Source organism: Amycolatopsis sp. NPDC043887, assembly GCF_056435665.1.
Window position 1 is genome coordinate 530,700 of record NZ_JBWKEB010000001.1, and the last position, 24,265, is coordinate 554,964.

Here is a 24,265-nt window from a genome sequence, read left to right on the forward strand (position 1 = left end):
CCGGCCACGAGACGGCACTTCGCGGAACTACGCCCGGCAGTGCGGCACCGAACCGCAGATCGAACTCTGGCGGAAACAGGCCCGCGAACTCACGGCCGGCCTGCCGGAAGGCGCGAAGATCCTTGAGGTCGCCTTCGGCCCCGGCTACTTCGCCGTCGAGCTGGCGCGGCTCGGGTTTTCCGTCACCGGACTGGACGTCGCGCCGACGTTCGTGGAGATCGCGAGCGAGTACGCGCGGGCCGAAGGCGTCGAGGTTTCGTTCCGCGAGGGTGACGTCGCGGCGATGCCGTTCGACGACGAGACGTTCGACTTCGTCGTCTGCCAGGCCGCGTTCAAGAACTTCGTGTGGCCGGTGAAGTCGCTCGACGAGATGTGCCGCGTGCTGCGCCCAGGCGGCACGGCGGTGGTGCAGGACATGAACCGCGACGCGACCGACGGCGGCATCGTACGTGAGGTCGCGAGCATGAAGCTCGGCAAACTGGCCGCTCTGGCGACCCGTCAGACACTCGGCCAACTGCGGCGGCGCGCTTACACGCCTGTCGACTTCAGTGGGCTGGTCGCCGAAACCGCGTTCCGGACGTGCGAGGTCACCACGGCCGGGATCGGCTTGGACGTCCGCCTCACCCGCCCCTGATCTGACATGAAGGACTCCTTCATCGCGAATTTTGCGATGAAGGAGTCCTTCATGTCACGTGGGGAAGGCTCAGCGAGGGGCCATGCGCAGCGAGCCGTCCATCCGGATGACCTCGCCGTTCAGGTAGTCGTGGTCGATCAGCGACAGCGCGAGCTGCGCGTACTCGTCCGGCCGCGCGAGCCGCTTCGGGAACGGAACGCCCTCGGCCAGCGAAGCGCGGAACTCCTCGCTCACCGTCGCCAGCATCGGGGTGTCGACGATGCCCGGCGCGATGGTCAGCACGCGGATGCCGTGCGACGCGAGGTCGCGCGCGGCGGGCAGGGTCATCCCGACGATGCCGCCCTTGGACGACGAGTACGCGACCTGCCCGATCTGGCCGTCGAAGGCGGCGACCGACGCGGTGTTGATGATGACGCCGCGCGCGTTGTCGGCCAGCGGCTCGGTCTTGGCGATGGCCTCGGCGGCCAGCGTCAGCACGTTGAAGGAGCCGACCAGGTTGATCTGGACGACCTTCGCGTACAGGGCGAGGTCGTGCGGGCCCTTCTTCGAAAGGATTCGCGCGGACGGCCCGATCCCGGCGCAGTTCACCACGGTCCGCAGCGGCACCCCGGACTCGGCGGCGGTCGCGACCGCCGCCCGCACCTGCTCCGGGTCGGTGACATCGGCCTCGACGTAGGTGACGTTCTCGACCTGCTCGGCGTTCGCGATGGCACCGGCGAGGTCCAGCGCGAAGACCCGCGCGCCCTTCGCGGCGAGCGCCTTCGCGGTCGCGCCGCCGAGCCCGGACGCGCCACCCGTGACGAGCGCCGCGGTATCGGTGATCTGCATGTTCTCCCTTTCGTCGACAACCGTTCATAGGTTAACGCTCGTTCGCATCGGGCCTGGGTGGGATGGCTCACTCCGGGTGCGCAGCATGTCGTGAGGAGTATTCGGACCTGAAGCATTCCGTTCGCTCGGAGGTCAACTCCGGCTGTCACCTTCAGCACCATGAGCGCTGCTCGGATCGTGGTGGTGGGGACGGGTTACGTCGGATTGACCACGGGAGCCTGCTTGGCCGGCCTGGGGCATCGAGTCACTTGCGTCGATGTCGACCAGGCGAAGGTCGCAAGGCTCTCCGCCGGACGGGTGGACATCCTGGAGCCGGGATTGTCCGAGCTGGTGTCGAGGGGGCTGACCAGCGGAAGACTCGAATTCGTGGTCGGCGCACGCGACGCCGTTCGTGACGCGGAGGCCGTTTTCCTTTGTGTGCCGACGCCGATGGGCGCGGGCGGCTCGGCGGACCTGCGGGCCGTCGAGGCCGTGACCACCGAGATCGGCGACGTCATCCCGCCGGGGTGCGCGCTGGTCACCAAATCGACCGTTCCGGTGGGGACGTCGAAGCGCATCCAGGCGATGCTCGGTCGCACGGACGTGCCGGTCGTGTCGAACCCGGAGTTCCTGCGTGAGGGCACCGCGGTGGAGGACTTCCTCGGCCCCGACCGGATCGTCGTCGGTTCGGACGACGTCGCGGCCGCCCGCTGGGTCGGCGATCTCTACGCCGACCTCGCCGCCCCCGTCGTCGTCGCCGACGCGGCCAGCGCGGAACTGGTGAAGTACGCGGCGAACTGCTTCCTCGCGATGAAACTGTCCTATGTGAACTCGATCGCCGAACTGTGCGAACGCCTCGGCGCGGACATCGACCTGGTCACCGAGGGCATGGGCTACGACCGGCGCATCGGCCGCTCGTTCCTCAAGCCCGGCCCCGGCTGGGGCGGCTCGTGCCTGCCGAAGGACACCAGCGCGCTGGTCCGGGTCGCCGAGTCGGTGCAGTACGACTTCACGCTGCTCACCTCGGCGATCGAGGAGAACATCGCACAACGGGACCGGATCGTCGCGAAGATCGCCGGCGCCGTCGGCGGCACGCTGGCCGGTTCGCGGATCGGCGTCCTCGGGCTGGCGTTCAAAGCCGGGACGAACGACCTGCGCGACTCGCCCGCCCTCGCGGTCGCTTCGGTGCTGGGCGCGCTCGGCGCGGAACTGACCGCCTACGACCCCGCCGTCGGCGGCCACATCGACGGCATGACCGTCGTCGACGACCCGTACCAGGTCGCGAAGGCGGCCGACGCCGTCGTCGTGCTGACGGAATGGGACGAGTTCAAGCGGCTCGACTGGACGTACATGGCCGAGCAGATGGACGGCGACGCGGTCGTCGACACGCGCAATCTCCTGGACCCGCAACGGATCCTGGACGTCGGCCTGTCGTGGCAGGGCGTCGGGCGGCCGCGGGCGGCGCTGCGGCGGACGGTCGCCGTCTCCTGACCCACCTGCCTCCCGCGGGTGCGATGAAAGGCCCCTTCCTTGCGAAATTTGCAAGGAAGGGGCCTTTCATCGCACCAGGGAGACGAGCTTGAGCAGCCCGTCCACGACCTCCTCGGCCGTCGGACCGTTCTCCGGGTCGAGCATGTGCTGCAGCATCACGCCCGAGTTCAGGGCCGTGGCCACCGCGCCGATCCGTCGCTCGTCCGCCTCGGTGAGGGTGTCCTCGTCGATCCCGAGGATGCCCGCCGCCATTCCCCGGCGGCCTTCGCGCTGTGCGGCGGCGAGCTGCTTCCGCAGCTCAGGGTGATGCTCGGACTGCACGAACGCCTCGATCGAGGCGATCCACAGCTGCCGGTTGCGCCCGTAGGAGTCGATCATCGCGCGCCAGGACGCCGCGTACTGCTCCGAGGGCGACGCGTCGGGGTCGACGGCACTCCGCATCTCGATCTGGATCTCTCGGCCCCAGTCGTCCATCGCCTGCGAGAACGCCGTCAGCAGCAGGGCTTCGCGCGATCCGAAGTGGTAGCCGATCGCCGCGTGGCTGACCCCGGCCGCCGTCGCGATGTCCCGCACCGTCGTGCGTGACCAGCCCTTTTCCTTCAAGCACTGGATGGCGCCCGCCATCAGGTCCTCGCGATTACCCATGTCCGGATCCTAGACCACGCGGTTTATCCACTTGGTTTAACCAAATGGATTGACCAAGCGTGCAAATCTGCCGTACGGTCGCTCCCATCACCACGAACCCAGGGAGCAGCCATGACGACCACCGTTCTGATCTCCGGCGCCGGCATCGCGGGCCCGGCTCTCGCCTTCTGGCTGCGGAAGCGCGGTTTCGCGCCGACCGTCGTCGAACGCGCCCCGGCGCTGCGCGAAGGCGGCAGCGCGGTCGACTTCCGCGGCGAGCAGATGACCCTGCTCAAGCGCATGGGGATCCTTGAAGACATCCGCGCGAAGGAGACCGCGATGGGCGCGCAGGTCATCGTCGACACGCGAGGCAAGAAGGTCGCCGAGATGCCGTCCGTCTTCTTCAGCGGCGAAGTCGAGATCGAGCGCGCAGACCTGACGCGCATCCTCTACGACCACACGAAAGACGACGTCGAGTACGTCTTCGGCGACTGGATCACCGGGTTGGACGAGGTCGCGGACGGCGTCGACGTCGGCTTCGTCCACGGCGAGCCGCGCAGATTCGACCTGGTCGTCGGCGCGGACGGGCTGCACTCGGGCGTGCGGCGGCTGACGTTCGGCGACGAAGAGCGATTCCGCACCGACCTCGGCTTCCACACCGCGGGCTTCACCGTGCCGAACCACCTCGGCCTCGACCATCTCGGCCAGATCTGCAGCGTCCCCGGCCGGACGGTCATGGTCGCCGGCGGCCGCGATCGCTCGGCTCTCAATGTCAGCCTCGTCTTCGCGTCGGAGTCGCTGGAGGTGCGGCGACGCGACGTCGAGGCACAGAAGAAGGTCCTCACCGAGCGCTACGCCGACTTCGGCTGGGAAACCCCGACGTTGCTGGAAGGCCTTGGCGACGTCGACGCGCTGTATTTCGATTCACTCAGCCAGATCCATCTCGGCAAGTGGTCGCAGGGCCGGGTCGTGCTGCTCGGTGACGCGGCGTGGTGCGCGGGTCCCGGCGGTTCGGGCACCGGGCTCGCGATGATGGGCGCGTACATCCTGGCCGGGGAACTCGCCGCCGCGCAGGGTGATCACGAAGTCGCTTTCGCGCGCTACGAAGAGAAACTGCGCGGTCCGGTGAAGGTCTCGCAGAAGCAGGCCGCCGGGATCGGCACGTTCCTCGCGCCGAAGACCCGGTTCATGCTCGGCTACCGGAACTTCCTGTACCGGGTGCTGGGTTCGCGGCCGATGACCAAGGTGTTCACGTGGATCACGTCGCGGGCGGCGAACTCGGCGACGCTGGAAAACTATGACGCTCCGGTCGCCGCGCGGGGATAGTTTCGGTGGGTACGAGGCTGCCCGGCGGACGGAAGGCGACGTGAAGGAGTTCCGATACTCCGGTTAGGCGCCGAATTTCGACCAGTGCCACATCGCTTATCCCCACCGCACCGTCGCCGTGCTGTGGACGCGGACTGGAGCAAGAACGCGACCTGGCATGGGCTCGGCATCGCCGCGACGCCGGTGGAATCCGGTTCGCTCAGGTTCATCGACGAGCCGGGTTTGCTGGCCGTCCTGAAGCATGGTCCGCTCGACCTGGCCGCATGGCCTTGGGTCGATGAAGACGACGTCGGGTACTGGCGGCCCGACAACCTCGGCGAGGGTCTCTTCAACTTCTGGGACTGAAAAAGTAGTTAGCAAAGCGTAGTATCGGCTTCGTGTTCACGACCAGGCCGGAACTGGCCGGCACCCACGGCATGGTGGCATCGACGCACTGGCTGGCCTCGGCCACCGGCATGGCGGTGCTCGAAAACGGCGGCAACGCCTTCGACGCGGCGGTAGCGGCCGGGTTCGTCCTGCAGGTCGCCGAGCCGCATCTGTGCGGCCCGGCGGGTCAGGTCCCCGGCATCTTCGTCACCGCCGCGGATCGGACTCCACGTGCTCTCGCGGGTCAGGGGGTCTCGCCCGCGGCCGCGACACCCGAGTACTTCGCGGACCTCGGGCTCGACCTGATCCCCGGCAGCGGTTTGCTCCCCGCGACCGTCCCGGGCGCCTGGGACGGCTGGCTGCTGCTCCTGCGGGATCACGGCACGAAGTCGTTGCGTGACGTGCTCGGCTACGCGATCTCGTACGCGCGCAACGGGATTCCGCTGGTCAGCCGGGTCGGTGACACGATCCGCGCGGTGCAAGACCTCTTCACCGAGCATTGGCCGACGTCGGCGGCGCTCTGGTTGCCGGATGGCAAGCCCGCCGAAGGGCTGCACCGCAACCCGGCCCTCGCGGACACCTGGGAACGGCTGGTCGCCGAGGCCGAGTCGGTCAGTGGCCGGGAGGCACAGATCGACGCCGGACGCCGCGCGTGGTCGCGAGGTTTCGTCGCCGAGGCGATCGAAGCGTTCAGCCGCAAGGCTTTCCGCGACGATTCCGGGCGCGATCACGCCGGTCTGCTCACCGGCGAGGACATCGCGGGCTGGGAGGCGACGTACGAGGACGCGCTGCAGGTCGACTTCGGTGACTGGGGCCTGGTGAAGATGGGCGCCTGGACGCAGGGCCCGGCGTTGCTGCAGCAGGCGCGGTTGCTGGACGGGCTGCGCGACGAACTGTCCTATGTGGATGGTATTCCGACGGAACGCACGATCCACTTGGCCGTCGAGGCGACGAAGCTGGCGTTCGCGGATCGTGAGGCTTGGTACGGGGATTCGCCCGACGTGCCGATCGAGTTGCTGATCTCCCGCGAGTACGCGGACGCCCGCCGCGCGTTGATCACCGAAGAAGCGTCCGCCGAACTCCGGCCCGGTGGTCCCTCGCCGAGGCTGCCCGCGATCCTCGAAAAGCTGCGCGGACTGGAATCCGGCTCCGGTGCGACAGGGGAGCCGACGGTCGGGCCGCTGGGCGAGACTCGCGGCGACACCGTGCACATCGACGTCGTCGACGCGGCCGGGAACATGATCTCGGTGACGCCGTCGGGTGGCTGGTTGCAGTCGAGCCCGACGATCCCGGAACTCGGTTTCTGTCTCGACTCGCGTGGGCAGATGTTCTGGCTGGAACAGGGTTTGCCGAACTCGCTGGCACCTCGGAAGCGGCCGCGGATCACGCTTTCGCCGTCGATGGGCCTGCGTGACGGCGAGCCGGTGCTCGCGTTCGGGACCCCCGGCGGCGACCAGCAGGACCAGTGGCAGCTGTGTTTCTGGCTGGCGCACACGCTCGGCGGGCTGAACCTGCAGGAGTCGATCGACTCGCCCGCGTGGCATACGACCGCGTTCCCGAGTTCGTTCTATCCGCGCTCGTGGACGCCGCGGGAGCTGGTGGTCGAGTCGCGGCTCGGTCAGTCCACAATAGACGCTCTCGGCGCGCGCGGGCACGCCGTGGTCGACGCGGGACCTTGGGCGCTCGGGCGGCTTTCGGCCGTGTCGCGTTCCGGTGGTGTCTTGCGCGCCGCCGCGAACGCGCGCGGAATGCAGGGCTACGCCGCCGGCCGCTGACGCTCTCCAGCCTCGTGAGTGGCAAGGACGGTTAGAACCGTCCTTGCCACTCACGAGGTCAGGAGCGCGGCTGTTCCCAGAGCCAGAATTCGATGCCCTGGTCGTCCACGCAGTCGGCGCTCAGGCCGTAGGGCTGCTGTTCGGTTTCGCCTGCCTGGCCGCCTTGGGCGCGGACACGGTCGAGGGCGGCGGCGAGATCGTCGACGGCGTACATGAGTTTCCAGCCCACCTGCCGTCCCGGGCCACCCCAGAGTCCGCCCTGCAGGCCGGAACCTTCGACGCCCCAGCCGCCTTCGACCCGCCCGGGCGAGAACTGCCAGCCCAGAACGGCTCCGTAGAACGCCTTCGCGCGTTCGTCGTCGGGCACCTGGAAAGTGAAGTAACCCGCTTCGCCGTGCCGGATCGGCGTAGTGCCCGAAGCGGGCCGAGGCGCAGCCTGCGCGACGAGCCACCGCTGGCCGTACGGGTCCTTGATCTCCCCGCTCAGCCCGTGGCCTTCGTCCGCGACGGGACGTCGCAGTTCCCCGCCCAGCTCCACGGCTCGCGCGGCCGAAGCATGCGCGTCCGCGACCTCGACCCGGATCAGCGGGCCACCGGCGGGCGCCACGACGATGCCCAGCTCGGGGAATTCCTCCGCGAACATCAGCACGCTGTCCCCGATGGCCAGTTCCGCGTGGCCGACCCGGCCGTCCTCCAGCACGATCGGATCGGACCGCCGCCGTGCCCCGAACACCTCGACATAGAAATCGAGCGCGGCGCGGGCGTCCGTCACCACGAGGTACGGCGTCAAAGAGCGGACTTCGGCATCGGTCGTGAGTGTTTCCGTCATATCGGCTCCGTTCAGGACGGCGCGACGAAGGTTGTCGCGCAGTTCGGCGGCGAAGAGCGGGTCAGGCTCGACAGGCTGCGAGGGCGCGCGAAGCGCGTCGAACGGATCAGGCATCGCGACCCTCCTTCTGCTGGTAAGCACGCCGGAACGCGGCACGGGCCCGCACGAGCAACGCCTCCGTGGCGTGCACCGTGCGCTCGAGATGCTCGGCGACCTCCGGGACCGGGAGGCCGTCGACGTAGCGAAGCGTCAACGCGGCTCGATGATGTGCCCCGAGCGACGCGAGCACCTCGCGCGCCAGAAGCGCGTCCAGCCGTTCGTCCCACGGATCGGTGTACTCCTCCTCGTGGACGAGCCGCAGCCCGCGTTCCTCACGTGCTTTGCGCCGCCAGTGATCGGCGAGCTTGTGCCGGGCGACGCCGATCAGCCACCCGGTGCTCACTGGAGGTGCGAACTCCTTGCGACAGGCCCTCACCGCGCCGAGGAACGTCTCGGACGTCAGCTCCTCGGCGAGGGTGCGATCACCGCACCGGGACAGCAGGTACCCGTAGACCTCCGGCAACGCCGTCTCGTACAGCGAAAGCAGCGCGAAGGCCGGGTCCCGATGCACCCGTGGTTCCGTCACATCCCCATCGTCGCTCGGGGAGCCACAACTCCGACGGGTGAACTCGAACTTTCTCAGCCCCGTGGATCCGGCAGCCGCCGGGCCACCGTGATCACCCCGACCGTCAGCACCGCCTGAATCCCGATGACCAGCACGAACGCGCCCTTCATCCCGAGCGGCCCGGCGCCGGCGGAGGCGAACAACGTTCCCAGCGTCGCCACGCCCGACGCCATCGCGGCCTGCTGTGACGTCGTCAGCATCCCGCTGCCGACCCCGGAGATCTCCGGCGGCACCTTCGACAGGACGATCCGGAACACCGTCGTCATCGCCAGTCCCTGACCGAGACCGCACAGCAGCATCCCCGGCACGAAATCGAGCACTCCCAGGTCCGCGCCGCGATGGCCGAACACATCGCCGAGCCGGCGTGGAAGAACCTGGTCAAACGCCTGCGACAGGAGTCCGAGCTCTTCGAACGGATGTGGAAGGAGCACGACGTCTCCACCGAACGGATCGTGCTCAAGCGCTACCTGCACCCGGACGTCGGCCTGCTGCGCTTCGAATTCTCGTACCTGTACCTCGGACGGCGTTCCGAGATCTCCCTGGCGACGTCGACCCCGGCGGACGAGGAAACCGCGGCGAAACTGCCCAGCTCCCTCTGAAGGGGGAGGCGGACGAGGCTCGCGAGGGAGCCTTTCCGCGGCGCGAACGCCGACGCTGGTGAGCATGACCGTAGCGATGGCTCCCCCCAAGATCTCCAGTGCTCGCCTGATCGTCTGCTACGCCGCGATCCTGGGCACGCTCCCGTACCTGACCCTCAAGGCGTCCTGGGTCACCGGCGGCAGCCTCGGCCTGCGTGATCCGTCCTTTGTGGACTCCGACCTGATGATGTTCGCGAACCTGGTCACCGGCGGGATGGACGTCGTCGCGGTGATCCTCGCGCTGGCGTTCACCTACTCCTGGGGCCGCCGGATCCCCGCGCCGCTGGTCCTGTTCCCGATCTGGATCGGCACCGGGCTGCTCGCGCCGATCGTGCTGAACGTCCCGGTGATCGTCGCCGACCTGTCCACGGCGCACCTGACCGAAATGCCGCTGGAGAACTGGGTCTGGGCCGTCGTCTACGGCGGCTTCGCCTGGCAGGGCATCCTGCTGCTGACCGCGTTCGTGCTCTACGCCCGCGATCGCTGGTGGTTCGTCCTCACCGGCACCGTGAAGCCGGGCACGATCGGTGTGGCGGGCCTGCTCGGCATCGTCGCCGCGCTCGTCACGGCGATCGGCCACACGATCTGGGCGTTCGGGACCGGCGGTATCGCGGCCCGCGGCCAGGACGTCGTGATCGCGGTGCTCGGCGTCCTCGCCGCGATCGCGCTGGCGAACGTGTCGCGAGGACGGTTCTGGCCGCGGCTGGTGCTGGTGTGGACCGGCGCCGGGGCGATGGCCGGCACGGGGGCGTGGGCCTTGTTCAGCGCGTTCACCATGGGATCCACCGGGCGTGTGACGGTGCTGGCCGTCCAGGTGATCGGCGGCGTGCTGATGATGATCTCGGTCCTGCGGCGTCTACCGCGGGCGGCGTAGCCGGGAAGCCGCTTTTCAACGGACGCGATCCGTCTCCGCCCCGGGTAGCTTTCGCTCTGTGCTGCTGAAAGAACGGTATCCGTGGAGCCCCTGGGTGGGCCGCGTGCTGCGCGTGGTGCTTCCGCTGGGGTTCGTCCTCGGTGCCACGAGCGGCGCCTCACGCTGGCAGCCGGACTCGCCGCAGCTGACCACGTCCGGCGTGCTGTGGCTGGTCGCCATCGCGGTACCGCTGCTGATCGTCCACCGCTTCCCGATGACGATCTTCCTGCTCACCTCCGCGCTGACGCTCGGCTACTACGCGTCCGGCAACCCGGGCGGGCCGGCGATCGTGCTGCCGACCATCGCGCTGTTCCTGCTCACCAAGATTCGCGGGCCGGTCGTCGCCGGCGGCACCGGCGGAGCGCTCCTGGCGGCGTCGGGGATCGCGTTGTTCGTCCGGCACGGGTTCGCCGGCTTCGATCTGCGGACGGGGTTGGGCCTGGTCTGGGTGATCGCGGTCGTCGGGGTCGGGACGGCGGTGCGCAACGGGATGGCGGCCGCAAGGGCGCGCCGCGAGCAGGCCGACGAGCACCGGCACCGGATCGCCGAGCAGGAGCGGCTCACCATCGCCCGCGAGGTGCACGACGTCGTCGCGCACAGTCTCGCGATGATCAACGTCCAGGCCGGGGTCGCCGCGCACGTCGCCGACCGGCGGCCTGAACAGGCGAAAGAGGCGTTGCTGAACATCAAGGAGGCGAGCGCTTCGGCGCTGAAGGACCTTCGCGCCACGTTGGCCGTGCTGCGTTCCGGCGAGGACAAGGCGCCCGCGCCGAGCCTCGCCCAGGCCGACGAGCTGTTCGAGCACGCCCGCGCCGCCGGGCTGGAGGTCCGCGTCGACGGTGCGCCGGGAGAACTGCCCGCGCCCGTCGACGGCGCCGCGTACCGGATCCTGCAGGAATCGCTGACGAACGTGGTCCGCCACGCGCATCAGGCGCGGGGTGTCGACGTCAGATTCGAACGGAAAACCGGTGCGCTGACGCTGCTCGTCCGCGACGATGGCCGTGGCGCCGTCGATCCCACGCCCGGTCACGGCCTGCGCGGGATGTCCGAACGGGCGGCCGCGCTGGGCGGCGCGCTCACGACGTCCGTGGTGGACGGCGGATTCCAGGTCCGCGCGGACCTGCCCATCGAGGGGGAACGATGACGATCCGGGTGGTTCTCGCCGACGACCAGGTGCTGGTCCGCGCCGGTTTCCGGGTTTTGCTGGAGACCGAGGACGGGTTCGAGGTCTGCGCCGAGGCGGGGGATGGCGAGCAGGCCGTCGCGGCCGCCGTCGACCACAACCCGGACATCGTCGTGATGGACGTCCGGATGCCCGGCGTCGACGGGCTCGAAGCGACGCGGCGGATCACCGCGAATCCCGAGCTGGCCGGGGTGAAGGTCCTGGTCCTGACCACGTTCGACGTCGACGAGTACGTCTACGAGGCGTTGCGCGCCGGCGCGAGCGGGTTCCTGCTGAAGGACACCGATCCGGTGGAGTTGCTGCGGGCGCTGAAGGTGGTCGCCGCGGGCGAGGCCCTGCTGGCGCCGACCGTGACCAGGCGGCTGATCGCGGAGTTCGTCGACCGGCCGGAGAACCGCCGCATCGACGTGAACGCCGTCCGCGAGATCACCGATCGCGAACGCGAGGTCCTCGGCCTGGTCGCCGGCGGTATGTCGAACGACGAGATCGCCGCGCATCTGGTGATCTCGACGGCGACCGCGCGCACGCACGTCAGCCGCATCATGATCAAGATCGGGGCGCGGGATCGGGCGCAGCTGGTGGTGCTGGCGTACGAGTCCGGCCTGGTCAGCCCTCGCCGGGGTTGAGGTTCCCCCAAAATGCTGACTTTGCCGGAAAACTCGGACGGTCACGTGGAGTCATCAAGAGTGGCCCAACGCTGACGCTCCGTTAATTCCGCGTCTCGCTGGCTTGCCATCGAGCTTCGGACAGGACGTGCATCTGCACGTGCACTCTTGGTGATTCGGCCTCATCTCCGTCTCCACCAGGGGCGAGGGGAAGCGACGGGTCTACCCGAGACGACGACGCGAAAACAATACGCACGTACGGCAAGCCCTGATTTCCTGACGAGTATAGAAGTATCGCGTGAGGCTGCCGCTCAAATCCGTGTACGGTGGGTGATTTTTTCTTCGGCCGTCGCGCGGAATGACGGTCACTTTCCGTCGCGAAATCGCTCCCTGGACGGGATCGGCTCCCACTGTGTTGCTTTGTCGCAATGGCGCTGAGCATTAGTCTCCGGCTGAACGGCAAGGGGGATGTCACCTACCCGACGCGATTCTCACTCGGCCGGGTCCAGAATTCGATTCACTTTTTCTCTCACGGGGAGTCACTATTGACGACAAAGACACCTGACCCGCTTCTGGTGGTCACCGCAGGCGTCGTCGTTCTCGCCTACATCGTCTTCGCCGCGATCCTCTGTGCGTTCGCGGCGGTGGTCGGCTGATGGGCGGGGATTTCCTGGCCGCGGTCACCGAACGGCAGCGGCAGCGGCTGCTCGACCTCGGCAGGCACGTGGACCACACGGCGGGCTCGGCACTGCTCCATCAAGGCGATCCGGCGCCACCGGTGCTGATCCTGCGATCCGGCTTCGTCAAGGCGCTGCGTGCGGCCCAGAGCGACACGCCGCCGACGATCGTGGACCTGCTCGGTGCCGGTGACGTGCTCGGCGTCGAGGACTGCCTGGCCAGACGGCCGAGTCATCTCTCGTACGTGGCCACGAAACCGGTTCGTGCCCTGGAGATCCCGCGGAACGCCTTCCACGGCTTCCTCGACGACGATCGGGTGATGGCCCTGATCGCGGTGGACATGGCCGTCCGGTTGCGGCTGCGGAACGTCGCGCAGGGTTTCGCGACGGCCAAGGTCCGGAGCCGCCTGACCGCGTTCCTGACCAGGTTGCAGGCGCTCTACGGGGTTCCCGGCGATGCGGGCGTCGTCATCGACGTGGGACTGAACCATACGGACATAGCCTCTGCGATCGGCGCTTCACCAGCGTCGGTCAATGCCGAGATGGCGAAACTGAAGAGCGAGGGCTACCTGAGTACCGGTTACAAGACGATCCACGTGAAAGAACGCCTGCGAGAGGACGGCCCTCCGCTTTTCCCTGCCGTCTCGTCCGCCCTCATCGGCCCACGGAAGATTCCGCAGCTACGGATGAGACGGATAGCGATGGGGTGAACGGGACTTTCCTCGTGAGACCCTCGAGGAAAGTCCCGTTCCCCTCATTCACCGCGCCGCGGGGTGCGCGAAAACCGGGTCAACTGCGCTTCAGCTGAAGCGCGAGCCGTATGACGAACACGACGGCCAGCGCGGCGACCAGGGCGATCTCCCAGGCCATGGCGGCTCCTCTCGGCCGGCATCCGGACTCACCGATGCTCTGCCCATAAGGCGCATCAGCGGGGGAGGACGTTCATCGACACGGCCCAACTCACACTTTCGGGCTAACGCCGCGCCCACCCCCGTTCATTGCACGGGAGGCACCTACAGAGCGCTTTCGACCGCCGCCCACACCCGATGCGGGTCGTGGTCCATCGGCCGTGAGTCCGGATCGGGCCGCTGCCGCCGCAACAGCACCTGCTGCACCAGCGCCGCCTGCCGGTCCGCCGCGGCCACTCGCCGCCAGAACAGGTGATCCTCCAGGCCTTCGAACAGCACCTCGGTGGTCCACCCGCCGAAGTCGTCGACGAGCGACCGCCGCACCAGATAGCCGCTGCCCAGGTACGGCAGCGTCCGCAGGCGCCGCTCCTCCGGCGGCAGCGCGCCGACCAGGCCTTCCACTGGATCCGCGATCGGGCAGTGCACGACGTCGGCGCTTTCCGAAGCGGCCAGCAGCCGCTCCAGGAGGAACTCCGAAGCACGCGTCCCGCCGTCGAGCACCAGCAGCCACGACGCCGTCGATCGCTCCAGCAGGGAGTTCCGGGTGAGCCCCCGGCCGAGCGGAGCGTCGTGCAGCAGGACGTCGTACGGGCGCGGGCGCGGCCACGGGTGCACGCCGTCCTCACCGACGAGCACCTGCTTCGGCGTCACGCTGGCGGTGAGCAGGTCGTTCACGAGTTCGTCCGGATCGGCTTCGCCGGTCCGTCGCACGATCAGCACGTCCACGTCGGCGGTGGCAGGCAAGGAAGCCGCCGCGGGTTCCCAGCGTGGTGTGGCGACCCGTCGCGCGACCTCGACCTGCCGGATGATCTGCGCCGAAGCCACCAGGCCTTCGGGCGAGGCGGCGCCTTGCACCGAGCGGTCCCCGGCGAAGCGCGCATCGAACGGCGCGGTGTCGACCGCGAGCGCGTTCGCCGGGCTGCGCAGGGTCGACGCGAACCGCCGCATCGAGGCGAGGTCCGTCACCGGCGCCGCGGTGACCCCGCGGGCGAGCGACGAAGCCACGTCGATCAGCATCCGGGCCGACGGCCCCATGTCGAGGGAACGCACGAATTCGTACGCCGCGGCCCGGAGCCGTCGTTCACGTCCGGGTTCGGCGGCCAGCGCCGCCGCGACGGTGCCCAGCGACTCCGCTCGCGCGATCACCAGGTGTTCGCCGGGGACCAGGGGCTCGATGTCGGCCGAGGTCTCGCTGATCACGACACAGCCGTTGGTCATCGCTTCGAGCGTGCGGACCCACTCCAGCGTCTGCTTCTGCTCCCGGTGCAGGTTCAGCAGGAACCGCGACCGCGCGAGATGCTCGAACTTCGCCTTGCCGGGCAGGAAGTCGACGCGGGCGGCGGTCATCGGCTCGTGCGGCGGGGTCAGCAGCCGCGTCCGCAGGCCTTCGAGGTCCCGTGCGTACGAGCCGAGCAGTGCCGACCGGCGGCGTTCGGCCGTGCCCAGGTACGTCACGTCGAGGTCGCGAGGGCTGTCGAGGTCGCCGCCCCACAGATCCCACAGCGGGGTGTAGCCGAGCTGGAAATGCTCGACCTTCACCCCGCGCCGTCGCAGTTCCACGGTGGCGTCGACGTGGATGTCGACCGCGGCGCCCAGCGCGCGGACGAGCGACACGGTGCGTTCGAACGTCGATGTGCCGGGATGCTCCACACAGAACCCGATGGTCCGCCGGACCTGTTCGGCGTCGGGGAAGTCGGTGTCCGGGCAGATGACGAAGTACTCGTGCGGGACGACCACGTAGACGGTGTCCGGCCCCGCCTCGGGGTACTTGCCGACGGCGGTCCGAGCCCGCCCGCCCGCCGTACGCACCGCGTCGGCGACCACTTCGAGCAGTTCCTCCATGAAGGACGAGCCACCCTCGGCGGACACGAAACAGAGATCGGTCACGGCCGGTTCATCCTCCTGCGCACCAGCCGCAGTGGCGCGGTGACCCGCCAGCTGACCGTCCGTCGCGTCGCGTCGAGCTCGTTCGCCATCTCGGCGGCCACCCGTTCCGCGGTCAGCATGCGCTGCCGGTCGGCGGACGGTTCGCCACTGGGCAGGATGTCCGCCTCGACGACCCCCGCGGACAGCACGAGTTCGGCGTCCAGCAAGGCGAGCCGGAGCCTGTCGCGCTCTTCGCGGGCCGACAGGAGCTCGGCGCGCATCGAATCACGCTGCTGCCTGGCGAAAAGCACGTCGCCCTCCAACGCCGTCGTCCTGGCGTTCGCGACGTCGAGCTCTTCCCGCTGCGCGGCCGCTCGCTCCTGCACCGCGGCCGCTCGCTCCTCCATTTCGGCGAGCTCCGCGCGCAGCGAACTCATCGCCGTGACATCGACGCTCACCGCGCGCAGTTCCTCCTCCGTGCCGGTCAGCTTCGCTTTCAATCTGTCCTGTTCGGCGGTGAACATCTGCCGTTCGGCCCGCAGCCGGGTCAGTTCGGCCTGCACACGGCCGGGCAGACCGGTGAACTCGGAGTTTTCGTCAGGCACGGTCGCCCCCCGCACTGTGGCGCCCGCTGAGGGCGAGATCGGTCAGGATTTCGGAGTATTCGCGTGCGTAGCCCGCCGGATCGAGCCACGGCAGGAGCTTCTCGTACGCGGCTTCCGCCATTTCGCGTCGCCGGGCAGGAGGTGTGCCGAGCGCCCGGAGCAACGTCGCCGTCAAGGCGTCGACGTCGTTGGTTTCGAACAGCCAGCCGGATTCCCCGTCCACGAGCATTTCCCTGGCGCCGAACACGTCGGTCGCCGCGACCGGGACCCCGCAGCTGACGGCTTCGAGGATCGACCGCGGCAGCGATTCGACGTCCGAATTGTTGACGAAGAGGTCGGCCGCGTGGAGCCAGCGCATCGGATCCGGCTGGATCGGCACCAGATCGACGGCCTTCCCGAGCCCGGTCCGCTCGACCGTCCGCCGCATGGCCAGCCCGTACGGGGTCGGGTGCAGGCCGATGATGCTGAGCTTCACTTCGGGGTGGACGCGGCGGATCCGGCGCATCGCGGAGAGCAGCGGGGCCTGGCCCTTGCGCGATTCCGTGATCCCGACGTTCACCAGCACCACGTCGTCCGGCGAGTAACCGAGGTCCGAGCGTGCCCGGCGGCGGGTCTCGGCCGGAGTCCGCCCACCCAGTGTCCACATAGGAGTCCCGTAGCGGACCGTCCGGCACCGTTCCGGCTTGCTGTAGGGAAGGAACATCTCCCGCGTCGAGTCGGCCACGAACAGCAGCATGTCGGTCTCGGCGAGGGTGGACTCCCAGCGCCGCCGAACCGCGGACGGCGGTTTGTTCGGGCCCCAGTTGTGAAAAGCGAAGGTGGGCAAGGAGAAACTCTCGTGGATCACCCACGCGGTCGGGAGCCCGGCGCGTTTGGCCGCGTCCGCGGCGGGGAAACCGCCGAGGGTGTTGACCAGCGCGACGCCCGCTCCGGACAGCTTGGCGAACCGGGCCAGCTCGGCGACGTGCCCTTCGTACTCGGGGACCGAAGACGTGCGGTAGTGCGTCGTGACGTGCACCGGCACACCGAGTTCGCGGCATTCCGCCCGCAGCGGGCCGTCCACCGCGGTCACCAGGTCGACTCGCCAGCCATGGTCGCGGACGAGCCTGCCGAGCAGTTCCTGCAGCCACAGCTGCCCGCCGCCGACGGCGAGGCTGTGCGTGAAGATCAGTGCGTGCCGTGGATCCGACGGCACCGTGGTCCTGGCCAGTACGCGAGCGGTTTCCGCGGTCAGTTCGTCGGCGAGCGCGGCTTCGTCAGGGTCCGCTTCGGCGTGCCGAAGCGTGAAGGTGTGGCGAGGGGAGACGTGTTCGCCGATCCCTTCGGTGCGGAACCGGACCCGGAGCGACAGCGTCCGCTCGGTGCCCTCGGGCAGGTCGACCGGGACCCACGCCTCGAACCCGCTCACCTCGGCGTCCACGAAACCGGGCAGCACCGGGTGCACGTCCTCGCGGGGAAGGCGGGTGCGGGCGCGCACGGTGCCGCCGCCTTCGACCTGTACTTCGATCAAGCTCGGCGCCCGCCCTTGCAGCAGCGCCCAGCCGGACACGTACACGACTTGGGCGTCGGTGACCTGACCCGAGGGCGGCGTGGTGATCTCACCGATCCACAACGGTTCCTCACCGGGCAGCGTTCCGATGTGGACGGTCGCCGTGGACAGAACACGCTGGCCGGGGCCGTAGACGACCACATCGTGCCGCCCGACGGGAAGCCATCCGTGCGGCACCGCCCGCCAGCCGAACGCGCCTTCGGGGGCGTCCGGGCAGTCGTCCGGGACGACGGTCGTGGACACCCTGCCGAAGCTCACGGACATCTCGCCGGCGCCGCCGACGCCGGTGGTCCAGCCGCGGAGCTCGTATCGATGCCCGACCGGCCGGCCCGGGGTCACGATGCCGGCGGTGTAGAGGCTCGTCATGGCTTCGCTTCCTTGTTCTCGTCGCTGAGGCGACCGTACCCGGCGGCGTGGATCGTTCTCTCCAGCCGCGCGTGCCAGATGTCCGAGATCGCCGCGCGGATCTCGGCGGTGCCGTGCGCGGCGCCGCACGACCCGATCGTGGCGAAGTCGATCTCGCGCTCGACCGCACTGTCCACAAAGGAGGGATCGAGTCCCACGAGCACGCCGAGCCAGCCTGCCAGCTCACGCGTGGTCCCGCCGTCGGCCGCTCCGCGCCAGCCCGCCGAGGCGAGTTTGTCGGCCAGCACCAGCACTCCGCGTTCGGTCACCTCGGCGACGCCCGCGCCGGTGTGCCGCCATTCGAGGTCGATCGGGCGGAGGTCTTCGCCGTCGACGACGACGTTGTGCGGTACGAGATCCCACAGCGCCCGCACGCCCCGTTCCGCCTCGGTCCGCAGCAGTTCGCGCCAGGCGGGCAGGAGGTCACCCGCTCGTTCCGGGGCGGCCAGCAGGACTTCGAGGATCGTGGCGGCGTCGTACACCGGATCCGTCCACGGGCCGACGGAGATCCCGGCGACGGTCGTCGGCGGACGCAGCGGCACCCGCCGTACCTCGGCCCCGTCCGCCGTCCGGACGACGTCGGCCCGGGTGCAGGCGAACGCGGCGCGGTCGGTGGTGTTGAAGTAGGTCGCGAGCCGGTCCGGCGGCCACAGCGCGTCCGCGCCGGGACCGGCCAGGAGCAGCAGACCACTGGCGGGCTCGTCCACGATCGCCGCGGCCAGCCGTGGCGTTTCGGCGTCGAGCCGCGCCGACCGCACCGATCGGGCGATCTCGTGTCCTGGCGAGCAGAGGAGCTCCTGGACGACGTCCAGCCCGGCGGCCGCGAGCGTGCCCACGACCGCGCGCGAGCGCGTCGTCACCACCACGGCGCCGTGCGGCGGCAGCCGTCGGCGGACGGAATCGAGCAGGCCTCTGGTCGCATACGGCTGGGCGACGAGCACCACGTCGTACTCGACATCGCTCGAAAACCTCGCCGGATCGACGGTGAAGACCTCGACCGTGCCCAGTTCACCGGTCCGCGACCGGACCGCTTCCGCGCAGTCCTCGTCCGGTTCGATCGCGTGCACGACCTCGGCCCGCTCGCCGAGGTACCTCGTCAGCGCCCCGAGACCGGCGCCGATTTCGAGCACCCTGGCGTTCCCGGGCAGGGTGAGTGCCCGGAGCACGTTCGCCGCACCGTGGTCGAGCGGCGCGTGGCAGGCGAGGTCCTGGCCGGCGAAGTGCAGCTCGTCGCTGAGGGAATCCAGGTCCTCGGCGAGCGAAAGGACCGTCGAGAGCAGCCTGCCGACCCCCATCTGCCCCACTCAGTTCGTGGCGGGGAAGTTTTCCAGCAGGCCCTGCTTCACCGCACGCTGGTAGGTGCCGCTCAAGGCAGCCTCGCCAGGACCGCCGCCGAGCGGGTTCTGGACGACGTCCACCCGGATGATGTTGTTGCCGGAGACCCAGGTGCCGCGGTAGTCGCCGCTGTCGCCCTCGACCTTCTTGTGGAAGTTCACCTTGGTCGGGATGCCGGGCAGCACGGTGTCGGTGATGTGCACGAACCCGTGGCTGGTCTGGTACTGCCGGAGCTTGCTCACCAGGTCCTGCGCGCCACCGGGGTTGTTCATCGGGATGATCGTGATCGAGATCTTGGCCTTCTGCGGCCCGGTCTCGTCCGGCTGCTTCTCCGAGCCCCGGTAGATGACCTCCTTGACCCCTTCGGCCGTGACGAGGTCGATCTCGCCCTGCTCCATCCCGGTGATCGACGCGGCTTCGCCGACCTTGATCACGCCGCTCTTGGGGTCCGGGGTCCCCGACTGCTCGGGGATCCTCTCCAGCAGTTTCTCCTGGGGAGTGAGCACCTTCGTGGACGAAGGCGGCGGAGCCTGCGACTGGCTCTGGGGAGGCGTGTTCGGGTCGGTCGCCTGCGGGTCACCATCGCCGGAGAAGAGGAAGTATCCGCCGACGCCGAGACCGCCCAGCACGAGTACGGCGACGATCGCGATGACGGCGATCTTCCCGCCCTTGCCGCGGGGCTTGTCGTCGAAGAGTTCGGGGCCCTGCTTGACCCATTCCGTGCTGCCGACCGGCGAGATCGGCGGGAAGTCCGAGCCGCCCCAAGGCGGTGCGGCGTCCGCTTCGGGCGCGTTCCAGCCCTGCTGCGGCTGCTGCTGGTAGCCGTGTTGCTGGGGGAAGCCACCCGCGGGCGACGGCTGACCCTGCTGGGGGAAGCCACCGGGGGGTGAAGCCACCGGAGGGACCACCTGGGTGCGGTTCGGGTCGGCGGGCTGCTGGGCCTGCTGTTGCTGCCAGGCCGGGACGACCTGCGTGCGCTCGGCGCCGTCACCCTGCGGCTGGTTCACCGGCGCGATGATCTGTGTCGAATCGGCCGAGGGCTGGCCGGGCTGCTGCTGAGGCTGACCCTGCGGCCCGGCGGGCGGCTGCGGGGTGCCGGGCTGCTGTGGCGCGTCGCCATAGGCCACGGCCGAGGACAGCACCTGGTCGCGGCGGATGCGGTAGTCGTCCGCCGAGAGGCGGCCGGATGCGAGCTCCTCGTCCAGATTCCGCAGCTCTTCCTGCCAGGACACCACCAGCCCCCTTTTCGTTGATGGCCGGGCTCGCGGAGAGCGCCCGGTCGTCGCGTTGTCACCACAGCGGTGACCTCGCACATTCTGCACTGCCGGGCACCATGGTGTTCTCGCGGGTCGAATCGTGATCTGCCCGCGATCTGGGCGATTCAGCCCGCCGGGAGCACGTCCCCCAGCGCGGTGGCCGTCTTCGCCAGACGCTCGTCGAGCGCCTTCGAATCGCCGCCGAGCGGCTGGGACACCCACGCCGTCACGGCCATCGTCCCGGACGTGTACCCGAGACCGCTGAGCTGGCCGTTCTTGTTGGCGCCGACGAGCGCGAGCTGATCACCGACGCGCTGTTCGCGCATTCCGGCGTTGATCGAGTTCTGCCGGAAGTACTTGACGATCGCGTCCGCGTCCTTCGCGTCGTTCGCGGGGATCACCAGGACGAGATAGCCGTTCACGCCTTCGGAAGACCCCTTGTAGGTCACCGACGTGACCCCTTTGGTCCGCAGGAATTCGGCCGCCGCCTGGGAATAGAGCTTCAGCTCGGCGCCTTTGGCGACCGACATCGTGGAGTTGTCCTTGGACGGCGTTCCCGGCAACGCGGGGAGCCGGTCCTCCAGCGGCGTCTGCGCGCTGTCCGGTCGTTCACTCGGTGCGAGCCCGGACAGCCCGCCCGGCGGCTGGGCGGTTTCGGGCGGTGACGCGGCGGTGTTCGAAGACGACGAGCCGAGCCACAGGGTCCCGCCGATGATCAGTGCCAGCACGAGGAGCACTCCGGCGCCGAGGAAGAGCCACGTCGGCTTCTTCTTGCCGACGACGGCGTAATCGTCGGTGGGAGCACTGTGGCGGGGGCCTGGCTCCTGCGTCAGCGGCGGGAGCGGCAGGCCCTGCTCGACGGTGGCGGGGCCGCGCCGGAGCTGCTGCGGCGGTTCCGCGCGGAGATAGACCGTCGGATTGATGTCGGCGGGCGAAGGCGCCGTGGTCTTGTGGTGCGCGATCCGGGGGATTTCCCGCTTCGGCGGAGACGGCGGCTCGGCCGCCGATTCTGGAAAAGGGGCTGGGACGGTCCGCGGTTCCGCCGGGCGGACGGCGGGGTTGGTGCTGTGCCACGGTCCGGCCGGATGACGCAACGGCGAGGCGACCGGCGACGGCATCGCACCCCCCGACGCCTCCGCGAGGAGCTCGTCGCGCCGCTTGCGGTGTTCGGTGTGCCCGATACGGCCTGAGGCCAGCTCGACATCCAGCTGCCGAAGCTCGTCCTGCCAGCTCATATAGCCCCCTGCCGCCGGGTGTGGGCAGCCAGTGTCGCATGACCCGGACGGGTGGTTGATATTGGTCTTTCCCATTCTTGCGTCCGTTTCGGCGCAGGTCCAGCACGGTCCGGAGGCGACGGCGCGGGTCCATCGGGGTGATGCTCTTTCGGCTGGTCAGCGGCGATCGGGCGGTCCCGCCGGTACGGTGGCGGACGTGGGAAGTGCCGGGTGACGGAAATCGACGCGTGTCGCGGCGCGCTGCGCGAGCTGGCCATCGGCAGGCTCGCCGGACGTGACGTCCGCACCTCCCATCTGGTCGAGGCCGGTCTGGACGCGATCGTCGCCGGACTCGACACCCCGTCCCTCGCCTTGCTCGCCGGGCTCGAATCCTCCGCCGAAGCCGCCGTCGACAAGGCTTTCGGCCAGGTCGTCGACGAGCTCGGCCTCGAACTGCCCGCCGATCCGACGGCCGCCCGCTGGCTGCTGATCCACGGCTGGCTCACCGCGATGGTCGAAGGCCGCCTCTCGCCCGCGGCAGGCGGCGCGCTGGTCAGCGAGGTCGGCGAGCTGCTCGGGTCGCCGCCGTCGTTGCGCGGGATCGCGCGGTGGTCGGCGATGCTCGACGGCTGGATCCCGACCGACCTCACCCCGCGGGACGTCTGCGAGGTGCCGATCCTCGAGGAGTCGGCCGAGCTGCTCGAAGGGCCTTGGCCTCCTCCGCCGCGTCACCCGTAAAGCCCCGGTTTCTGTCGTACATGTGTTCTAAAATGGTCGTTGTCCAGCAGGAACAGCGGCGAAAGGCAGACACGGATGGCCTACATCACCCTGCCCACGTTCGTGGGGTACAGCACGAGCTCGGGTCCCTCGCGTTCCTCGTTCGTCCGGCGCTGGCGCCGTCAGTACGAGGACCCGGCCCGGGGCGGGTTCAATTTCTACCTCCGTGCCGCGAACGCGATCCGTGCCGGGCGGATCTCCGGAGGGGATCGCGAGGTGCTGCGGGCACTGGTCGAGAACGCGGACGAGCGCACGCGGCCGCACTACACCGAGATCGCCGACGGCTGGCTGCGCTACGTCGGGCGGCGTGACCTGCGGCTGGCGGAGGTCGGCCGGTCGCGATGGCGGCTCGGCTCGCTCGAAGTGGGGATCAACCCTCATCTCGGCCTGCGCAAGGGAGACGGGCCGGTGTACGTGACCTGGCTCTATTTCAAGGAGGAGCCATTGAGCCGGGACGCCGCGCAAATGGTGCTGTGGTTGCTCGAGCAGACCATGGACGAGCTGCGGCCGGGCGGGCGGCCGCTGGTGATCGACGTTCGGCGCTCGAAGGAGTTCGCGTTGTCGCCGCGCGATCGCGACAAGGTGCGGCCATGGGTGCGGAGTGAGGCCTCGGCCTTCATGAGTCTTTGGGAGGCGGCCGCGTGAGCGAACGACGGCGAGCCCGCGTTCGGTGGGCTCGCCGTTCACGCACCGTCATTCTCACGGTTCCGGCGACGGCGCAAGACACCTGATCAGGTGACAGTTTCGCGGAGAATGCCCACGAGCTGGACAACTTGGGCCCTGAACACGAAGCTTTCCCAGTCTTAACCGGCCGAACCACCGAGGGTCGCTCGTGAACAACGCTTGGGAAGCCATCTCCAGGGTCGTAGATGAGCCCGCCTGGTACTGGGTCTACGACAAGCTCGCGTTCTGGCCGAGCACCTACGCGCACGCCTGGCCCGGTTTCCGTGAACCCGCTCCGTCCGTCGCGTGGGATCTCGCGCCAGGAGGTCTCGACCGTTCGTCACCGGAATTCCGGCTCGGCCCGTACGCCGTCGAGCAGAACGACGTCGCCCGTGTCGCGCTCGCGGCGTTGAAGGACTGCGTCGCCGAGGACGAGTGGGTCTGGGTGCTGCATTGGCAGCACCAGTCGTACCGCTTCTATCCGCATCGGCACGCCGCGCTCGACCCGTGGCCGGTTTCGGTGTTCCCGCGCACGGACTACCACATGTTCCTGGCGAACGACTTCCGCTTCGGCACGCTCGGGCACCCGTGGGAGCGGACGTTGTGCGTGTACGGCGAGAAGCTCGTGCCCGCCTTCGAGAAGCACGGCGAACAGATTTTCAAGAACGTGCTGCGGCGCGACGGGGCACCGGCCGTGATGGCGGGCGGACCTGCCTAAACTCAGGCGGGTGTTCGAATACCACGGGTGGGTGACCATCCAAGCGAGCCCTTCCGGTGACGACGACGCCGCGCTGCTCGAGCGCATCGTCGAGCGGGTGCACCGAGCCGTCCGCGACTTCGGCGACGCCGACCTGCTCGACCTCCGCTGGGCCGCCGGGGTGCCGGTGCTGCACCTTGGCGGCATGGACAAGCACGGCACCGCGATCGCGCCCGAGCTGGTGGACCTGTTCACCCGCGTCGGCGATCTCGCGCCGGGCTCCTACGGTCTCCTCCACGTCTGGGACGACCAGGATCCCGACCACGACAACGAGTTCAAGGTGTACCGGATGGCCCGCGGCCTGGTCTCCGAACGCGGCGACGACCACCTGTCACCGGTCGCGCCGACCGTGATGGACGGCTACGAGATCTGAATCGCAACCCTTCTTGAGTAGCCGT

At 69.2% G+C, this 24,265-nt stretch carries 24 protein-coding genes and 1 pseudogene; 14 read left to right on the plus strand and 11 right to left on the minus strand.

Features of this window, described 5'->3' with window-relative positions; all coding sequences use genetic code 11:
* Positions 1-58 precede the first annotated feature (58 nt).
* On the plus strand, positions 59-634 hold the full coding sequence (locus tag AC069H_RS02645) for a class I SAM-dependent methyltransferase (RefSeq protein ID WP_478231409.1): 576 nt from the start codon (positions 59-61) through the stop codon (positions 632-634).
* A gap of 69 nt (positions 635-703) precedes the next feature.
* Here AC069H_RS02645 and AC069H_RS02650 read toward each other — a convergent pair whose 3' ends face one another.
* Positions 704-1,462 carry an SDR family NAD(P)-dependent oxidoreductase gene (locus AC069H_RS02650; RefSeq protein ID WP_478223845.1) on the minus strand — a complete coding sequence of 253 codons (759 nt, stop codon included), beginning with the start codon at positions 1,460-1,462 and terminating at the stop codon, positions 704-706.
* 159 nt (positions 1,463-1,621) lie between these two features.
* Here AC069H_RS02650 and AC069H_RS02655 point away from each other — a divergent pair, with 159 nt between their 5' ends.
* Positions 1,622-2,932, plus strand: a complete 1,311-nt coding sequence (locus tag AC069H_RS02655; protein WP_478223844.1) for a UDP-glucose dehydrogenase family protein — start codon at positions 1,622-1,624, stop codon at positions 2,930-2,932.
* A gap of 66 nt (positions 2,933-2,998) precedes the next feature.
* On the opposite strand, the gene AC069H_RS02660 is transcribed toward AC069H_RS02655, so the two are convergent.
* The gene (locus tag AC069H_RS02660) at positions 2,999-3,577 is read right to left on the minus strand and encodes a TetR/AcrR family transcriptional regulator (protein ID WP_478231122.1); all 579 of its coding nucleotides are present in this window, start codon (positions 3,575-3,577) and stop codon (positions 2,999-3,001) included.
* Between the two features lie 111 nt (positions 3,578-3,688).
* Here AC069H_RS02660 and AC069H_RS02665 point away from each other — a divergent pair, with 111 nt between their 5' ends.
* The 3 genes from AC069H_RS02665 to AC069H_RS02675 all read left to right on the plus strand — a co-directional run bounded on the left by AC069H_RS02665 (position 3,689) and on the right by AC069H_RS02675 (position 7,023).
* Positions 3,689-4,882: an FAD-dependent monooxygenase gene (locus AC069H_RS02665; protein WP_478231123.1), complete on the plus strand. Its 1,194-nt coding sequence runs from the start codon at positions 3,689-3,691 to the stop codon at positions 4,880-4,882.
* A gap of 123 nt (positions 4,883-5,005) precedes the next feature.
* Complete coding sequence (locus AC069H_RS02670) at positions 5,006-5,227, plus strand: hypothetical protein (protein WP_478231124.1); 222 nt, start codon at positions 5,006-5,008, stop codon at positions 5,225-5,227.
* Positions 5,228-5,259: 32 nt separating this feature from the next.
* Positions 5,260-7,023 carry a gamma-glutamyltransferase family protein gene (locus tag AC069H_RS02675; protein ID WP_478223840.1) on the plus strand — a complete coding sequence of 588 codons (1,764 nt, stop codon included), beginning with the start codon at positions 5,260-5,262 and terminating at the stop codon, positions 7,021-7,023.
* A 58-nt stretch (positions 7,024-7,081) separates the two neighbouring features.
* On the opposite strand, the gene AC069H_RS02680 is transcribed toward AC069H_RS02675, so the two are convergent.
* The 3 genes from AC069H_RS02680 to AC069H_RS02690 are packed head-to-tail and all read right to left on the minus strand — an operon-like array spanning position 7,082 to position 8,866.
* Complete coding sequence (locus AC069H_RS02680) at positions 7,082-7,966, minus strand: VOC family protein (protein ID WP_478223839.1); 885 nt, start codon at positions 7,964-7,966, stop codon at positions 7,082-7,084.
* Entirely contained in the window at positions 7,959-8,477 is a 519-nt protein-coding gene (locus AC069H_RS02685; RefSeq protein WP_478231125.1) for an RNA polymerase sigma factor, read from the minus strand. Before AC069H_RS02685 ends, AC069H_RS02680 begins: the two co-directional genes overlap by 8 nt.
* Positions 8,478-8,530: 53 nt before the next feature.
* Positions 8,531-8,866: a hypothetical protein gene (locus tag AC069H_RS02690; protein WP_478231126.1), complete on the minus strand. Its 336-nt coding sequence runs from the start codon at positions 8,864-8,866 to the stop codon at positions 8,531-8,533.
* On the opposite strand from AC069H_RS02690, the pseudogene AC069H_RS02695 reads away from it, so the two are divergent.
* The 5 genes and pseudogenes from AC069H_RS02695 to AC069H_RS02715 all read left to right on the plus strand — a co-directional run.
* Positions 8,846-9,115, plus strand: a pseudogene (locus tag AC069H_RS02695) (MmyB family transcriptional regulator); the annotation flags it as partial. The gene AC069H_RS02690 and the pseudogene AC069H_RS02695 overlap by 21 nt on opposite strands.
* Before the next feature lie 64 nt (positions 9,116-9,179).
* On the plus strand, positions 9,180-10,028 hold the full coding sequence (locus AC069H_RS02700) for a hypothetical protein (RefSeq protein ID WP_478231127.1): 849 nt from the start codon (positions 9,180-9,182) through the stop codon (positions 10,026-10,028).
* A 58-nt stretch (positions 10,029-10,086) separates the two neighbouring features.
* Positions 10,087-11,211 (plus strand): sensor histidine kinase, encoded by a 1,125-nt coding sequence (locus tag AC069H_RS02705; RefSeq protein ID WP_478231128.1) that lies wholly within the window; start codon positions 10,087-10,089, stop codon positions 11,209-11,211.
* Positions 11,208-11,876, plus strand: coding sequence for a response regulator (locus tag AC069H_RS02710; RefSeq protein WP_478231129.1), 669 nt, complete (start codon positions 11,208-11,210; stop codon positions 11,874-11,876). The genes AC069H_RS02705 and AC069H_RS02710 overlap by 4 nt, the downstream gene beginning before the upstream one ends.
* Positions 11,877-12,510: 634 nt before the next feature.
* A complete protein-coding gene (locus tag AC069H_RS02715; protein WP_478223832.1) occupies positions 12,511-13,242 on the plus strand; it encodes a Crp/Fnr family transcriptional regulator in 732 nt (243 codons plus the stop codon).
* Positions 13,243-13,545: 303 nt separating this feature from the next.
* On the opposite strand, the gene AC069H_RS02720 is transcribed toward AC069H_RS02715, so the two are convergent.
* The 6 genes from AC069H_RS02720 to AC069H_RS02745 all read right to left on the minus strand — a co-directional run bounded on the left by AC069H_RS02720 (position 13,546) and on the right by AC069H_RS02745 (position 21,691).
* Complete coding sequence (locus tag AC069H_RS02720) at positions 13,546-15,327, minus strand: glycosyltransferase family protein (protein ID WP_478231130.1); 1,782 nt, start codon at positions 15,325-15,327, stop codon at positions 13,546-13,548.
* Positions 15,324-15,911: a hypothetical protein gene (locus AC069H_RS02725; protein WP_478231131.1), complete on the minus strand. Its 588-nt coding sequence runs from the start codon at positions 15,909-15,911 to the stop codon at positions 15,324-15,326. The genes AC069H_RS02720 and AC069H_RS02725 overlap by 4 nt, the downstream gene beginning before the upstream one ends.
* Complete coding sequence (locus tag AC069H_RS02730) at positions 15,904-17,826, minus strand: glycosyltransferase family 4 protein (protein ID WP_478231132.1); 1,923 nt, start codon at positions 17,824-17,826, stop codon at positions 15,904-15,906. Before AC069H_RS02730 ends, AC069H_RS02725 begins: the two co-directional genes overlap by 8 nt.
* Entirely contained in the window at positions 17,823-19,160 is a 1,338-nt protein-coding gene (locus AC069H_RS02735) for an rRNA adenine N-6-methyltransferase family protein (RefSeq protein WP_478223828.1), read from the minus strand. The genes AC069H_RS02730 and AC069H_RS02735 overlap by 4 nt, the downstream gene beginning before the upstream one ends.
* Positions 19,161-19,169: 9 nt before the next feature.
* Positions 19,170-20,435 (minus strand): flagellar basal body-associated FliL family protein, encoded by a 1,266-nt coding sequence (locus tag AC069H_RS02740; RefSeq protein WP_478223827.1) that lies wholly within the window; start codon positions 20,433-20,435, stop codon positions 19,170-19,172.
* 146 nt (positions 20,436-20,581) lie between these two features.
* On the minus strand, positions 20,582-21,691 hold the full coding sequence (locus AC069H_RS02745) for a hypothetical protein (protein ID WP_478223826.1): 1,110 nt from the start codon (positions 21,689-21,691) through the stop codon (positions 20,582-20,584).
* A gap of 210 nt (positions 21,692-21,901) precedes the next feature.
* On the opposite strand from AC069H_RS02745, the gene AC069H_RS02750 reads away from it, so the two are divergent.
* The 4 genes from AC069H_RS02750 (at position 21,902) to AC069H_RS02765 (ending at position 24,240) form a co-directional block, all read left to right on the plus strand.
* The gene (locus tag AC069H_RS02750; protein ID WP_478223825.1) at positions 21,902-22,408 is read left to right on the plus strand and encodes a hypothetical protein; all 507 of its coding nucleotides are present in this window, start codon (positions 21,902-21,904) and stop codon (positions 22,406-22,408) included.
* A gap of 75 nt (positions 22,409-22,483) precedes the next feature.
* Positions 22,484-23,092, plus strand: coding sequence for a hypothetical protein (locus AC069H_RS02755; protein WP_478223824.1), 609 nt, complete (start codon positions 22,484-22,486; stop codon positions 23,090-23,092).
* Between the two features lie 187 nt (positions 23,093-23,279).
* On the plus strand, positions 23,280-23,828 hold the full coding sequence (locus AC069H_RS02760; RefSeq protein ID WP_478223823.1) for a DUF2716 domain-containing protein: 549 nt from the start codon (positions 23,280-23,282) through the stop codon (positions 23,826-23,828).
* 10 nt (positions 23,829-23,838) lie between these two features.
* Positions 23,839-24,240 carry an immunity 7 family protein gene (locus AC069H_RS02765; protein WP_340685979.1) on the plus strand — a complete coding sequence of 134 codons (402 nt, stop codon included), beginning with the start codon at positions 23,839-23,841 and terminating at the stop codon, positions 24,238-24,240.
* Positions 24,241-24,265: the final 25 nt, after the last annotated feature.